We start from the raw sequence: 14,112 nt of genomic DNA, 5'->3' as shown, positions 1-14,112 counted from the left end.
TAAGGAATACGCTAACAACGATGGCGATGAAAAAGTTGCTCATAGCGTCGCTGCTTCTCGGCAGCGCCACTGCATACGGTTCAGACGGATTCGTAGTTAAAGACATTCGTTTCGAAGGTCTACAACGCGTCGCCGTTGGTGCAGCATTATTGAACATGCCTGTTAGGGTGGGTGATTCGATTGATACTGAAGATATCAGTCGTTCTATCCGTTCCCTATTCTCAACAGGTAACTTCGAAGATGTTAGAGTCCTGCGTGATGGAAACACGCTGATCGTTCAAGTTAAAGAGCGGCCAACCATCGCAAGTATCACTTTTACAGGTAATAAATCGGTAAAAGATGACATGCTGAAGCAGAACTTGGAAGCATCTAATATTCGTGTCGGTGAAGCTCTTGACCGTACGACTATTGCGAATATTGAAAAGGGTCTAGAAGACTTTTACTATAGCGTTGGTAAATACAACGCGACTGTAAAAGCTGTTGTGACACCATTACCGCGCAACCGTGTTGATTTAAAATTTGTTTTCTCCGAAGGTGTATCTGCAAAAATTCAGCAGATTAATATCGTGGGTAACAAAAATTACACGACGGCAGAACTGGTTAATAAAATTCAGTTACGTGATGATGTTCCATGGTGGAACTTTGCTGCAGACCAAAAATATCAGAAACAAAAACTTGCTGGTGACTTAGAAACACTGCGCAGTTTTTATCTTGATCGCGGTTATGCTCGCTTCAATATTGATTCTACTCAAGTTAGCCTGACACCTGACAAAAAAGATATTTACATTACAATTAACATTACTGAAGGCGACCAGTACAAAATTTCTGGCGTTGAAATTAATGGTAATACGGCAGAGCATTTAGCGGATATCCAAGAGCTAATCACAATTACACCGGGTGAACTTTATAACGGTGCGCAAGTGACGCAAATGGAAAACAAAATAAAAGAGTTATTTGGTCGCTATGGTTATGCTTATCCACGTGTAATGACTCAGCCTGAAATTAATGATGAAGATAAAACGGTCAAACTGCATTTAAATGTTGATGCTGGAAATCGATTCTATGTTCGTGAAATTCGATTCCAAGGTAATGACACCAGCAAAGATACCGTTTTACGTCGTGAAATGCGTCAAATGGAAGGTGCTTGGCTAGGCAACGATCTAGTTGAGCTAGGTAAAGAGCGTCTTAATCGTACTGGTTTCTTCGAAACAGTTGATGTAGAAACACAACGTGTTCCAGGTAGCCCTGACCAAGTTGATGTTGTCTATAAAGTTAAAGAACGAAATACCGGTTCAATGAACTTCGGTGTTGGTTTTGGTACTGAAAGCGGCGTAAGTTTCCAAGTCGGCGTATCGCAAGATAACTGGATGGGTACGGGTAACGCTGTTGGTATCAACGCGAGTAAAAATGATTACTCAACTAACGTTGAATTCTCTTTCACTGATCCTTACTTTACCGTAAATGGTGTAAGTTTAGGTGGTCGTATTTTCTATAACGACTTTAGTGCAAAAGATGCCGATCTATCTGGTTATACCAACAAAACTTATGGTTTAGATAGCTTCTTAAGCTTCCCATTCAATGAAAATAACTCATTCCGTTTAGGTGCGGGTTATGTTCATAATGACTTGTCTGATATGCGTCCACAAGCTGCGATGTGGGATTACCTCTATTCTATGGGGGATAAACCACCAATCAATGAAACTGGTCGTAATAAAGAAAGCTTTGATGCCAATGACTTTACTGTGAATGCGGGTTGGACCTATAACTCACTGAACCGTGGTTTCTTCCCAACGTCGGGTAACAAAACCAACGTATCAGCGAAAGTCACAGTTCCAGGTTCTGATAACGAATACTATAAACTGCGTTTTGATACGGCTCATTATTATCCAATCAATGAAGATGAAACTTGGGTTGTTTTAGGTCGTGCGCAAGCGGGTTATGGTGATGGTATCGGCAGTAAGCAAATGCCATTCTATGAAAACTTCTATGCGGGTGGTTCAAGTACTATTCGTGGTTTCCGTTCGAATAATATCGGACCGAAAGCGGTTTATCTGAAAAACACGGGTGGTAATGTTGCACCAGAACCAGGAAGTCCATCAAGTGATGCTGTCGGTGGTAATGCTATGTACACCGCGTCATTTGAGTTGATCACACCAACACCATTTATTGACGAGAAATATGCGAACGCAGTTCGTACATCGCTCTTTGTCGATGCGGGTACTGTGTGGGATACTAACTGGAATAGTATTAACTCTGAGTGGCGTGCAGGAATGCCAGACTACGGTAAAGCGACAAATCTCCGCGCTTCAGCGGGTGTTGCTTTACAATGGATGTCTCCACTTGGACCACTGGTTTTCTCCTATGCGCAACCTATCAAGGATTACGAAGGCGACAAATCAGAGCAGTTCCAATTTAATATTGGTAGAACTTGGTAATATCTATCTAGTGTCTTCCTAAGAAAGCCCTCACAATTAAGTGAGGGCAACCAAAATTTCCAGCCATAAATATGGGTTAAGGAGTTTAGTGTGAAAAAATTGTTGTGTGCAGCGGGTGTGAGTATTGCTTTAGCAATGTCTGCAGGTGCTTATGCTGAAAAAATTGCTATCGTAAATGTAGGCGAAATTTTCCAAAATATGCCTGCTCGTGAAGCCGTTGCTAAACAGCTTGAAAGTGAGTTCAAAAGTCGTGGTACTGAATTGCAAAGTTTAGAAAAAGATTTGCAAACACGCGTAGAAAAACTACGTCGTGACGGTGCTACTATGAAGCAAAGCGAACGCGAGAAGCTTGAAGCTGAACTCATGACTAAACGTGACCAATTTGCTGAAAAAGCTCAAAAATTTGAAGAAGACAACCGTCGTCGTCAAGGTGAAGAGCGTAATAAAATTTTGACTCGTATTCAGGATTCCATTAAATCTGTTGCCGCTAAAGAAGGCTATGATGTTGTTATTGACGCAAATGCAGTTGCATATGCAAAAGATAGCATTGACATCACAAGTCAGGTTCAAAAACAGGTTAAATAATAGATGTCCTCAATTCGATTGGCTGACCTTGCTCAGCAGTTGAATGCGCAGTTACACGGTGATGGCGATATTGTCATCACCGGTATTGCTCCGATGCATTCAGCAAATAATCAGCAGATTACTTTTCTATCTGATAGCCGTTATAGCGACAAACTCACTGAGTGTCAGGCCGCAGCGGTTGTACTCACAGCAAAAGATCTTGATGTTTGTAAGGTTGCAGCTCTTGTGGTTGATAACCCTTATCTTGCATATGCTCGTATGGCTCAAATTATGGATACAACGCCGAGTCCGGCTGAAAATATCCATGTATCCGCAGTTATTGCTGATGATGTTCAATTAGGCGAAAATGTATCGATTGGCGCTAATGCTGTTATTGAAACGGGTGTAATTCTGGGCGATAACGTAGTGATTGGCGCGGGTTGTTTTATTGGTAAAAATACGCAGATTGGTGCTGAAACTCGCCTTTGGGCAAACGTCACCATATATCACAACGTAGAGATTGGCACTCAATGCTTGATCCAATCTGGTACAGTTATTGGTTCTGATGGCTTTGGTTATGCAAATGATCGTGGTAATTGGATCAAAATACCGCAGTTAGGTACAGTGATCATTGGCTCACGTGTCGAAATCGGTGCGAGTACAACGATTGACCGTGGTGCATTAGATAATACAGTTATTGGTAATGGTGTTATCATAGATAACCAGTGTCAAATTGCACATAATGTGACAATTGGCGATAATACAGCTGTTGCTGGTGGTGTTATTATGGCCGGTAGCTTAAAAATCGGTCGCTACTGTATGATTGGCGGAGCAAGCGTTATCAATGGTCACATGGAAATTTGTGATAAAGTAACGGTAACTGGAATGGGTATGGTCATGAGACCAATTACTGAACCCGGAGTATACTCTTCAGGCATCCCTTTACAGCCTAATAAAGCTTGGCGTAAAACAGCCGCTTTAGTCTTAAATATCAATGAGATGAATAAGCGATTGAAAACGATTGAGCGTGAGTTAGATAGCCAAAATCAAAAAAAACAGTAAACATTTTGTAATTCAGGCTAAAATAGTTATCTGAGTTACGTTTTTCCGGCCTGCCAGTTGACCTTGTTTCGAGGTTGAAGCAGGCCGATTCATTAATTAAATCTTATTAATAGACAGGAAGAGTATTTCGATGAGTGATAATCATACTCTGAATATAGAAGAAATCTTAGAACTACTTCCACACCGTTACCCGTTTCTTTTGGTTGACCGTGTATTGGATTTTGACGCAGGCAAATCTTTACGTGCAGTAAAGAATGTCTCTTTCAACGAGCCGTTTTTCCAAGGGCATTTCCCTAGCAAACCGATTTTTCCGGGTGTGTTAATTTTAGAAGCGATGGCGCAAGCTACCGGTATCTTAGCATTCAAAAGCTCGGGCAAATTAGAACCGGGTGAATTGTATTATTTTGCAGCAATAGATAATGCGCGTTTTAAACGCCCTGTTTTACCAGGAGATCAAATGATCCTGGAAGTCGAGTTCATTAAAGAGCGTCGTGGTGTTGCGCGTTTTAAAGGTGTTGCAAAAGTTGATGGAGAAATAGCCTGCGAAGCAGAAATGATGTGCGCCCGTCGTCGCGAGGTCTGATATGATTGATAAAACTGCTTATATCCACCCTTCATCTGTTGTCGAAGATGGCGCTATTATTGGCGCCAATGTTCACATCGGCCCTTTTTGCTATATTGGAGCTGACGTTGAAATTGGCGAAGGCACTGAACTGAAATCTCACATTGTTATTAACGGACATACTAAAATTGGTCGTGACAACGTGGTATTTCAGTTTGCCTCTATTGGCGAAATAAACCAAGATCTAAAATATCAAGGCGAGCCAACTCGTGTTGAGATTGGTGATAGAAACCGTATTAGAGAAAGCGTCACTATTCACCGTGGAACGACACAGGGTGGCGGCTTAACTAAAGTGGGCGATGATAACTTATTGATGGTTAATGTGCATATCGCGCATGACTGCTTAATTGGTAATCGTTGTATTATTGCAAATAATGGTACTCTCGGTGGACATGTCACTTTGGGAGACTTTGCAATTATTGGTGGTATGACCGCAGTTCATCAATTTTGTCAAATCGGCGCTCACGTCATGGTTGGCGGCTGTTCTGGTGTTGCACAAGATGTTCCTCCTTATGTGATTGCGCAAGGTAACCACGCAACACCATTTGGCTTGAACCTCGAAGGATTAAAACGTCGCGGTTTTGATAAAGAATCCCTACATGCTATTCGTAACGCTTATAAAACGTTATATCGCTCAGGTAAATCTTTAGAAGAAGCGCGCGAAGAAATTGCTGAAATGGCGAAAAATAATTCGCATGTACAAGTGTTCAGTGATTTCTTAGAGGAATCAGCACAGTCTAAACGTGGTATTATTCGTTAATATCTATTTTTATAGATAGGAATGATATTAGGCCTTTATTAAGGAGCGAATTTCGGTGAATAACAACCGCCCACTTACTATTGGCCTTGTTGCCGGAGAAACATCTGGTGATATTTTAGGTGCAGGGCTTATCCGTGCACTGAAAGAACAGGTACCGAATGCGCGTTTTGTCGGTGTCGCAGGACCTCTTATGCAAGCAGAAGGCTGTGAAGCTTGGTATGAGATGGAAGAGCTTGCTGTGATGGGAATTGTTGAGGTACTTGGTCGTTTACCTCGTCTCCTGACTATTCGTAAAGATTTAACCAAGCGATTCACTCAATTACAGCCCGATATTTTTGTTGGTATTGATGCCCCTGATTTTAATATTACGCTTGAAGGAAGATTAAAGTCTAAAGGTATCAAAACCATTCATTACGTTAGCCCATCTGTATGGGCGTGGCGTCAGAAGCGCGTGTTTAAAATTGGCCGTGCAACTAACTTAGTACTTGCCTTTCTTCCCTTTGAAAAAGCGTTCTATGACCGTTTTAATGTTCCATGTCGTTTTATTGGACATACGATGGCGGATGCAATACCGCTTCATCCTGATAAACAAGCGGCAAGGGCGCGTCTTAATATTCCTGAATCTACGAAATGTTTAGCCTTGTTACCGGGAAGCCGCCATTCTGAAGTTGAAATGCTAAGTGCTGATTTTTTAAAAACAGCTAAGATTTTGCATCAGCACTTCACTGATTTACACATTGTGGTGCCTTTGGTGAATGAAAAGCGGCGTGAACAATTTAACGCTGTTTGGCAGGAAGTTGCCCCTGAACTCAATGTTCATATTTTAGACGGTCAAGCGCGTGATGCGATGATGTCTGCGGATGCAACGTTATTAGCGTCTGGTACGGCAGCACTCGAATGTATGTTAACTAAATGTCCAATGGTTGTGGGTTACCGTATGAAACCCTTTACTTTTTGGTTAGCAAAACGATTAGTTAAAACGCCTTATGTTTCGCTACCTAACTTATTAGCGGGTACTGAAATTGTGAAAGAGCTATTACAGGATGAATGCCAACCTGAACAATTAGCTCAGCAGCTTACCCCATTATTAGAAGGGGGAGAGCCGGTGGAAAAATTAAAACAAACTTTTTTACAACTGCATGAACTGATCCGTTGTGATGCAGATAAACAAGCTGCGGATGCAGTATTAGATTTGGTTAGGAAATAATGGATTTTATATACCCTAAAGCCAACTTAATTGCTGGCGTAGATGAAGTTGGCCGTGGGCCTTTAGTTGGTGCGGTAGTCACTGCTGCTGTTATCCTTGATCCTAATAATCCTATTCTTGGGTTAGCAGATTCAAAAAAGCTCACAGAAAAAAAACGTGAAAAGTTATTTGTTGAAATCCAAGAAAAAGCCCTTTGTTGGAGCATTGCTCGTGCAGAGCCAGAAGAAATTGATAATATCAATATATTGCATGCGACTATGTTAGCCATGCAACGAGCAGTTGCAGGATTATCAATCACACCTGATTTTGTTTTAATCGATGGTAATCGCTGTCCTAAATTGCCGATGCCTTCGCAAGCGGTAGTGAAGGGTGACAGCTTAGTACAAGAAATTAGTGCTGCATCTATTTTAGCTAAAGTGATAAGAGATAGAGAGATGGTTGAACTTGACAAAGTTTTTCCTGAGTATGGATTCGCAAAGCATAAAGGCTATCCGACAGCTTATCATTTAGAAAAACTGACGTTGCATGGGGCAACTGAGTTTCATCGTAAAAGCTTCGCCCCTGTGCGACTTGTTTTGGCAATGAAAGGGTAGGTATCAGGTTGATGGTTTCTCCTCGTTTTATTCACTTACGTGTTCATAGTGACTACTCTATGATAGATGGGTTGGCTAAAATCAGCCCATTAGTCAAAAAAGTAGCTGCAATGGGGATGCCTGCATTTGCAATTACTGACTTTACTAACCTTTGTGGTTTAGTTCGATTTTATGGTGCAGCCCATAGTGCAGGTGTTAAACCTATTATTGGTGCAGATTTTTATGTTGAAAGTGAGCTATTAGGTGATGATATTTCTCACTTAACAGTGCTTGCTAGGAATAATGAAGGTTATCAAAATCTTACACTTCTTATTTCTGAAGCTTATCAAAAAGGTTATGGTGCTATTGGCCCAACAATACAGCGTGATTGGTTAACGAAACATAAAGAAGGTTTAATTCTACTTTCAGGCGGACGTAAAGGTGATGTAGGCCAGTGCTTACTACGAGGTAATCAAGCTCTAGTTGATGAATGCCTCGAATTTTATGAAGCACATTTTCCTAATAGCTACTATTTAGAATTAATAAGAACAGGCCGATCAGACGAAGAAAGCTATTTACATGCCGCTGTTGAGCTAGCCGCCAAAAAAGGTTTGCCAGTTGTTGCGACGAATGAAGTGTGTTTTCTTGAAAGTAGCGACTTTGATGCACATGAAATTCGTGTTGCAATTCATGATGGTTTTACGTTAGTTGATCCTAAAAGACCTAAAAATTATAGTCCTCAGCAATACTTACGTACTGAAGAAGAGATGTGTGAGCTATTTGCTGACATCCCTGAAGCACTAGAAAATAGTGTAGAGATTGCTAAGCGCTGTAATGTAACTATTCGTCTTGGTGAGTACTTTTTGCCACAATTCCCTACGGGGGAAATGAAGACTGAAGACTTTTTAGTCATGTGCTCACAAAAAGGCTTAGAAGAACGCCTTGAATTTCTTTTTCCTGATGAAAAAGTTAGAGCTGAAAGACGTAAAGAATATGATGAACGTCTAGAAATTGAATTAAATGTCATTAATCAAATGGGTTTCCCTGGTTACTTTCTTATTGTTATGGAATTTATCCAGTGGTCGAAAGATAATGGCGTTCCTGTAGGGCCAGGGCGTGGTTCTGGCGCGGGTTCGCTCGTCGCTTATGCTTTAAAAATTACGGATCTTGATCCATTAGAATTTGACCTACTGTTTGAGCGATTTCTCAACCCAGAACGTGTTTCAATGCCCGATTTTGACGTTGACTTCTGTATGGAGAAACGCGACCTAGTTATTGATCATGTCGCTCAAATGTATGGACGTGATGCGGTATCACAAATAATTACATTTGGTACCATGGCCGCAAAAGCAGTTATTCGTGATGTAGGACGAGTTCTTGGGCATCCTTATGGTTTCGTTGACCGAATTTCAAAGCTGATCCCTCTTGATCCAGGTATGACACTGGAAAAAGCATTTGAAGCTGAGCCTCAGCTTCCTGAAGTTTATGAAGCAGATGAAGAAGTTCGAGCGCTGATAGATATGGCGCGTAAACTGGAAGGTGTTACGCGAAACGCAGGTAAACATGCGGGTGGTGTGGTTATCGCACCAACAAAAATTACTGATTTTGCTCCACTTTATTGTGATGCGGAAGGCAAAAACCCAGTTACTCAATTTGATAAAAATGATGTTGAGTATGCTGGTTTAGTAAAATTTGACTTCTTGGGTTTGCGTACACTCACAATTATCAACTGGGCGTTGGAAATGATCAACGCGCGGCGTAGTAAGAAAAATTTAGAACCTATTGATATTGCAGCTATTCCTTTACAGGATCAAAAAAGCTTCGATATGCTACAGCGTTCAGAAACAACGGCGGTATTCCAGTTAGAGTCCCGCGGTATGAAAGATCTGATTAAGCGCCTGCGGCCTGATAGCTTTGAAGACATGATAGCCCTTGTGGCACTTTTTCGCCCAGGGCCGCTGCAATCAGGCATGGTGGATAACTTTATTGACCGTAAACATGGTCGTGAAGAAATATCTTATCCTGATGTCGAATGGCAACATGAATCATTAAAACCTGTTCTAGAGCCAACTTATGGTATTATTTTATACCAAGAACAGGTTATGCAAATTGCTCAGGTACTTGCTGGATACACACTCGGCGGCGCAGATATGTTGCGTCGTGCTATGGGTAAAAAGAAACCTGAGGAGATGGCTAAGCAGCGTTCTATTTTTGAAGATGGCTCTATCAAAAATGGGGTTGATGGTGAGCTTTCGATGAAAATCTTTGACTTGGTAGAGAAATTTGCCGGTTATGGATTTAATAAATCTCACTCCGCTGCTTATGCATTGGTTTCATATCAAACCTTGTGGCTAAAAGCCCACTATCCTGCTGAATTCATGGCTGCGGTAATGACTGCGGATATGGATAATACAGAAAAAGTTGTTGGTTTGGTTGATGAATGCTGGCGGATGGGACTAAAGGTATTACCGCCAGATATTAATAGTGGTTTATATCACTTCCATGTGAATGATGAAGGTGAGATAGTTTACGGCATTGGCGCAATTAAAGGGGTTGGAGAAGGGCCGATAGAGGCCATCGTTGAGGCTCGCCAAGAAGGTGGGATCTTCAAAGAGATTTTCGATCTTTGTGCTCGTGTTGACATTAAAAAAATTAACCGCCGTATGATGGAAAAACTGATCATGGCGGGTGCATTTGATCATTTAGGACCGCATCGTGCAGCGCTGATGTCTTCCTTGGAAGATGCATTAAAAGCTGCTGATCAACATGCGAAAGCGGAAGCTATTGGGCAAGCAGATATGTTCGGTGTTCTTGCTGATGCACCGGAACAAGTTGAAAGCTCATATGCAAGCGTGCCTAAATGGCCAGAGCAAGTTGTACTTGAAGGTGAAAGAGAAACATTAGGGCTTTATTTAACAGGGCATCCAATAACACGCTACTTAAGTGAGATTGAACGCTACACTAATGGCCTTAGATTAAAAGATGTGAACCCTACCCCTCGTGGTCAAATGACAACTGTGGTAGGTTTAGTACTTTCAGCTAAAGTCATTACAACTAAACGTGGAAATAGAATTGGTATCTGTACACTTGATGATCGTTCCGGTCGTTTGGATATTATGCTATTTTCTGATGCGTTAGATAAATACCAACATATGCTGGAAAAAGATAATATCCTGATAGTCACCGGTCAGGTCAGCTTTGATGATTTTAACGGTGGTAATAAAATGACAGTGCGTGAATTAATGGATCTTGGTGAAGCAAGAGAAAAATACGCACGCGGACTTGCGATATCACTGTCAGATAAACAAATTAACGATCAATTGTTGAACCGGCTTCGCAGCACTCTTGAACCTCACCGTTCAGGAACGATCCCAGTTCATTTGTATTATCAGAAGGATGATGCCAGAGCCAAACTTAAATTTGGCGTTGTTTGGCGTGTGACACCCGTGGATCCCCTTCTGAACGCTCTTCGAACTCTGCTGGGTAATGAGCAGGTAGAATTAGAATTTGACTAAAATAGGAATATTATGAGTCTGGATTTTCTTGATTTTGAACAGCCAATTGCTGAATTAGAGGCGAAAATTGATTCCCTAACTGCAGTTAGTCGTCAAGATAACAATTTAGAAATCAACCTGGATGAAGAGGTTGCACGTTTACGTGAAAAAAGTGTTGAGCTAACACGTAAAATCTTCTCTGATCTGGGAGCATGGCAAATTGCTAAGCTCGCTCGACATCCACGTCGTCCTTATACTTTGGATTATATTCCACGTATATTTACTGATTTTCAGGAATTAGCAGGGGACCGTGCATACGCTGATGATAAAGCTATCGTGGGGGGAATGGCTCGTTTAGATGGCCGTCCGGTCATGATTATTGGTCATCAAAAAGGGCGTGAAACAAAAGAAAAAATCCGTCGTAACTTTGGTATGCCTGCACCAGAAGGTTATCGTAAGGCACTGCGCCTGATGGAACTTGCAGAACGTTTTAATCTCCCTATTATTACTTTCATCGACACACCAGGCGCATATCCAGGTGTTGGTGCAGAAGAACGTGGTCAATCTGAAGCGATTGCACGTAATCTACGTGAAATGTCACGCCTATCTGTTCCTGTTATCTGTACTGTTATTGGTGAAGGTGGATCTGGTGGCGCTTTAGCTATTGGTGTTGGTGATAAAGTGAATATGCTGCAATACAGTACTTATTCTGTTATCTCACCAGAAGGTTGTGCTTCTATTTTATGGAAAAGTGCAGATAAAGCCCCATTAGCGGCAGAAGCGATGGGAATTACCGCACCACGCCTTAAAGAGTTGAAATTAATAGATAATGTTGTGCCTGAGCCATTAGGTGGAGCACATCGTAATTATGATGCTATTGCAGAATCACTCAAAGCACGTCTTGTTGAAGATCTTGATGCACTTGATGAATTTGATAAAGAAGCATTAAAAAATCGTCGTTACCAACGTCTGATGGACTATGGTTATTGCTGATTTTTAATAATTAATTCTATTAAAAAAACGGGAGTATGGTTTTACCAGCTCCCGTTTTTTATTTGCTCGCAATCACATGCAGAAGGGCTGGCAATGCGCCAATATAATTATTTGATCTATGCATTAGTGTGCGTACTAATATGGAGCTTTATCCCTATTGTGTCGCGTTTTGGACAAGATGGTATGGATAGCTTTCAATTTTTATTTTGGTCTAATCTCATTTCAGCAATTTCGGTCATATTTGTTGCTTTGCTTGCTGGCTATAAACCAACTAAATTATTCATTCTTCCTGTTGATATTTTAATCAAAGTATTTGTTCTCGGTGTTCTTGATTGTCTATTTTATCTACTTTTATACTATGGCTATTCTATTGAAAATGGCATTGCAGTGCTTGTTATTCAATATAGTTGGCCTTTAGTGATTATTTTATTATCGGTTTTTTTATTAAAAGACAAATTAGCAGGACGGCAGATTATAGGCGTGGTGATTGGTTTTATTGCTGTTATCATCACGTTTACTAAAGGACAAATTACTCAGCTACAAGTGGAAAATCCAACGGCTCTTTTACTGGTATTTAGTGGCGCATGTTGTTTTGCCTTGATGTCTGTATTTTCTCGCCGATATTCTATCGATCCTTATATTAGTACTGTCTGGTTATTTATTTTTTCTACGTTAACTTCACTGGCTTTATTATTTTTATTTAGCGAAATACAACTCCCGTCAGAGGCATCGCTGTGGCCTACGATAATTAACGGTGTTTTGATCAATGGGGTATCCTATATTTTATGGTTTAAGGCGATGAATACAGGTCACTCGGCAAAAATTGCATCAATAGTTTTCTTATCTCCAGTATTATCGGTGATTTGGTTAGTCTTAATTTTAAGTGATCCTTTTGAGATGGCATATATTATTGGAATAGTATTAGTGATCATCTCTGGGATTTTATGTGTTGGTTTTGGTAAAAAACAGAAAAATTAGTGGGTAAGGACAAGTAATGGATAAGCAATCACAGCTCATTATTGAGCAGGTATTCAGTAAAATTGGTGATTTTAAAAAAATACTCGTTGGATTCAGCGGTGGTATTGATTCAACTGTCCTACTACATGCCCTTTATCAAATAAAAAAAACTTGCCATCCATCACTACAAATTCGAGCAATTCATGTCCACCACGGTTTGAATATTAAAGCAGATTCTTGGGAAGCTCATTGCGCTTTATTATGTCAACAATGGGATATCCCTTTTATTTGTTGCCATGTTTTGGTTGATCCTGCCAACAATGGATTGGAAGCCGCAGCACGAGAGGTTCGTTATCAAGCTTATCGAGACGAGTTACTCGATGATGAAATTATTGTTACTGCGCAGCATTTAGATGACCAAGCGGAGACGTTTATGTTAGCGCTTAAACGTGGAAGTGGCCCGGCAGGATTATCATCCATGCCTGAATTATTACCTTTTGCTATAACAGCCGGCATAACGTATTTACTGCGTCCTTTATTGTCGATTGCTCGTGTTAATTTAGAACATTATGTTCAAGACAATCAATTACGTTGGGTTGAAGACGACAGTAATCAAGACGATAAATATGATCGAAATTATCTTCGATTACGTATAATGCCTTTACTATCAGCTCGTTGGCCACATTTTCCGAATGCGATAGCGCGTAGCGCTTCTTTGTGTGCCGAGCAAGAATCGTTACTTGATGAGTTATTGCAAGATATCCTCGATGAAATGATGGATTATCGTGGCGGCTTATTTATTGATAGTCTGCATGATTGCTCAATCGCAAAAAGAAATGCCTTAATTCGTCGTTGGATAGGTTTACATCAATTACCGATGCCACCTTTTAACCAATTACAGCGTATTTGGCAGGAAGTCGCATTAGCGCGTCAAGATGCGGAGCCTATTTGTCGGTTAGGAAATGTTGAAATAAGGCGTTATGAAAGCGCTTTGTGGATCGTCAGGCGTATTAGTTCGTTAGCGAATAAACAATATGATTGGAATTATCCAGAAAGTTTCATTTTGCCTGAATCCCTTGGTAAGCTCTATATTATGCAAGGGCAGGGACAAATCCGTCCACCATATCAACATGAAAAAGTGACAGTGCGCTTTGGTTTACAAGGAATTATTAACATTGTAGGCCGTACTCATTCTCGAAATAGTAAAAAAATATGGCAGGAATTAGGTATTGCACCTTGGATGCGTGAGCGGACACCTTTGGTTTATTATAATGATGAGTTAATTACAGCGGTAGGATGCTTTGTGACGCCAGCGGGTTATATTGGCGAAGAACAACTCGGTATTGCGATTGATTGGCAAAAAAATGATGAATTTCAAATACCGTTGTAATGACTAGAATGAGAAACCCCTTATGACTGTGACCATCATAAGGGGCATAGAAGAAC

At 40.8% G+C, this 14,112-nt stretch carries 11 protein-coding genes; all 11 read left to right on the top strand.

Annotated elements, in window-relative coordinates; translation table 11 throughout:
• Nucleotides 1-20: 20 nt before the first annotated feature.
• The 11 genes from bamA (at nt 21) to tilS (ending at nt 14,056) form a co-directional block, all read left to right on the top strand.
• A complete protein-coding gene (gene bamA, locus ACTH6U_RS18755) occupies nt 21-2,435 on the top strand; it encodes an outer membrane protein assembly factor BamA (protein WP_441832889.1) in 2,415 nt (804 codons plus the stop codon).
• A gap of 90 nt (nt 2,436-2,525) precedes the next feature.
• Nucleotides 2,526-3,020, top strand: a complete 495-nt coding sequence (gene skp, locus ACTH6U_RS18750; protein ID WP_294106909.1) for a molecular chaperone Skp — start codon at nt 2,526-2,528, stop codon at nt 3,018-3,020.
• 3 nt (nt 3,021-3,023) lie between these two features.
• On the top strand, nt 3,024-4,061 hold the full coding sequence (lpxD, locus tag ACTH6U_RS18745; RefSeq protein ID WP_441832888.1) for a UDP-3-O-(3-hydroxymyristoyl)glucosamine N-acyltransferase: 1,038 nt from the start codon (nt 3,024-3,026) through the stop codon (nt 4,059-4,061).
• A gap of 130 nt (nt 4,062-4,191) precedes the next feature.
• Nucleotides 4,192-4,644, top strand: a complete 453-nt coding sequence (gene fabZ, locus ACTH6U_RS18740) for a 3-hydroxyacyl-ACP dehydratase FabZ (RefSeq protein WP_336430522.1) — start codon at nt 4,192-4,194, stop codon at nt 4,642-4,644.
• Between the two features lies 1 nt (nt 4,645).
• Nucleotides 4,646-5,443, top strand: a complete 798-nt coding sequence (gene lpxA / locus ACTH6U_RS18735) for an acyl-ACP--UDP-N-acetylglucosamine O-acyltransferase (protein WP_294106916.1) — start codon at nt 4,646-4,648, stop codon at nt 5,441-5,443.
• 55 nt (nt 5,444-5,498) lie between these two features.
• A complete protein-coding gene (gene lpxB, locus ACTH6U_RS18730) occupies nt 5,499-6,650 on the top strand; it encodes a lipid-A-disaccharide synthase (RefSeq protein WP_434719970.1) in 1,152 nt (383 codons plus the stop codon).
• Nucleotides 6,650-7,243, top strand: coding sequence for a ribonuclease HII (rnhB, locus tag ACTH6U_RS18725; protein ID WP_294106919.1), 594 nt, complete (start codon nt 6,650-6,652; stop codon nt 7,241-7,243). The genes lpxB and rnhB overlap by 1 nt, the downstream gene beginning before the upstream one ends.
• Nucleotides 7,244-7,254: 11 nt before the next feature.
• Nucleotides 7,255-10,737 carry a DNA polymerase III subunit alpha gene (dnaE, locus tag ACTH6U_RS18720; protein WP_441832887.1) on the top strand — a complete coding sequence of 1,161 codons (3,483 nt, stop codon included), beginning with the start codon at nt 7,255-7,257 and terminating at the stop codon, nt 10,735-10,737.
• A gap of 12 nt (nt 10,738-10,749) precedes the next feature.
• The gene (gene accA / locus ACTH6U_RS18715) at nt 10,750-11,709 is read left to right on the top strand and encodes an acetyl-CoA carboxylase carboxyl transferase subunit alpha (protein WP_336430525.1); all 960 of its coding nucleotides are present in this window, start codon (nt 10,750-10,752) and stop codon (nt 11,707-11,709) included.
• Between the two features lie 93 nt (nt 11,710-11,802).
• Nucleotides 11,803-12,687, top strand: a complete 885-nt coding sequence (locus ACTH6U_RS18710) for a DMT family transporter (RefSeq protein WP_441832886.1) — start codon at nt 11,803-11,805, stop codon at nt 12,685-12,687.
• A gap of 16 nt (nt 12,688-12,703) precedes the next feature.
• Nucleotides 12,704-14,056 (top strand): tRNA lysidine(34) synthetase TilS, encoded by a 1,353-nt coding sequence (gene tilS / locus ACTH6U_RS18705; protein ID WP_441832885.1) that lies wholly within the window; start codon nt 12,704-12,706, stop codon nt 14,054-14,056.
• Nucleotides 14,057-14,112: the final 56 nt, after the last annotated feature.

This window comes from Providencia sp., from assembly GCF_052096715.1.
In the GTDB taxonomy this organism is placed as follows: Bacteria; Pseudomonadota; Gammaproteobacteria; order Enterobacterales; family Enterobacteriaceae; genus Providencia.
This window is presented reverse-complemented; position numbering and strand designations above follow the sequence as displayed.

What these genes read in the sequence shown, in the direction of transcription:
- tilS (WP_441832885.1), top strand. Translation starts at nt 12,704, where the DNA reads ATGGATAAGCAATCACAGCTCATTATTGAGCAGGTATTCAGTAAAATT.
- lpxD (WP_441832888.1), top strand. Translation starts at nt 3,024, where the DNA reads ATGTCCTCAATTCGATTGGCTGACCTTGCTCAGCAGTTGAATGCGCAG.
- ACTH6U_RS18710 (WP_441832886.1), top strand. Translation starts at nt 11,803, where the DNA reads ATGCGCCAATATAATTATTTGATCTATGCATTAGTGTGCGTACTAATA.
- rnhB (WP_294106919.1), top strand. Translation starts at nt 6,650, where the DNA reads ATGGATTTTATATACCCTAAAGCCAACTTAATTGCTGGCGTAGATGAA.
- accA (WP_336430525.1), top strand. Translation starts at nt 10,750, where the DNA reads ATGAGTCTGGATTTTCTTGATTTTGAACAGCCAATTGCTGAATTAGAG.
- dnaE (WP_441832887.1), top strand. Translation starts at nt 7,255, where the DNA reads ATGGTTTCTCCTCGTTTTATTCACTTACGTGTTCATAGTGACTACTCT.
- bamA (WP_441832889.1), top strand. Translation starts at nt 21, where the DNA reads ATGGCGATGAAAAAGTTGCTCATAGCGTCGCTGCTTCTCGGCAGCGCC.
- lpxA (WP_294106916.1), top strand. Translation starts at nt 4,646, where the DNA reads ATGATTGATAAAACTGCTTATATCCACCCTTCATCTGTTGTCGAAGAT.
- fabZ (WP_336430522.1), top strand. Translation starts at nt 4,192, where the DNA reads ATGAGTGATAATCATACTCTGAATATAGAAGAAATCTTAGAACTACTT.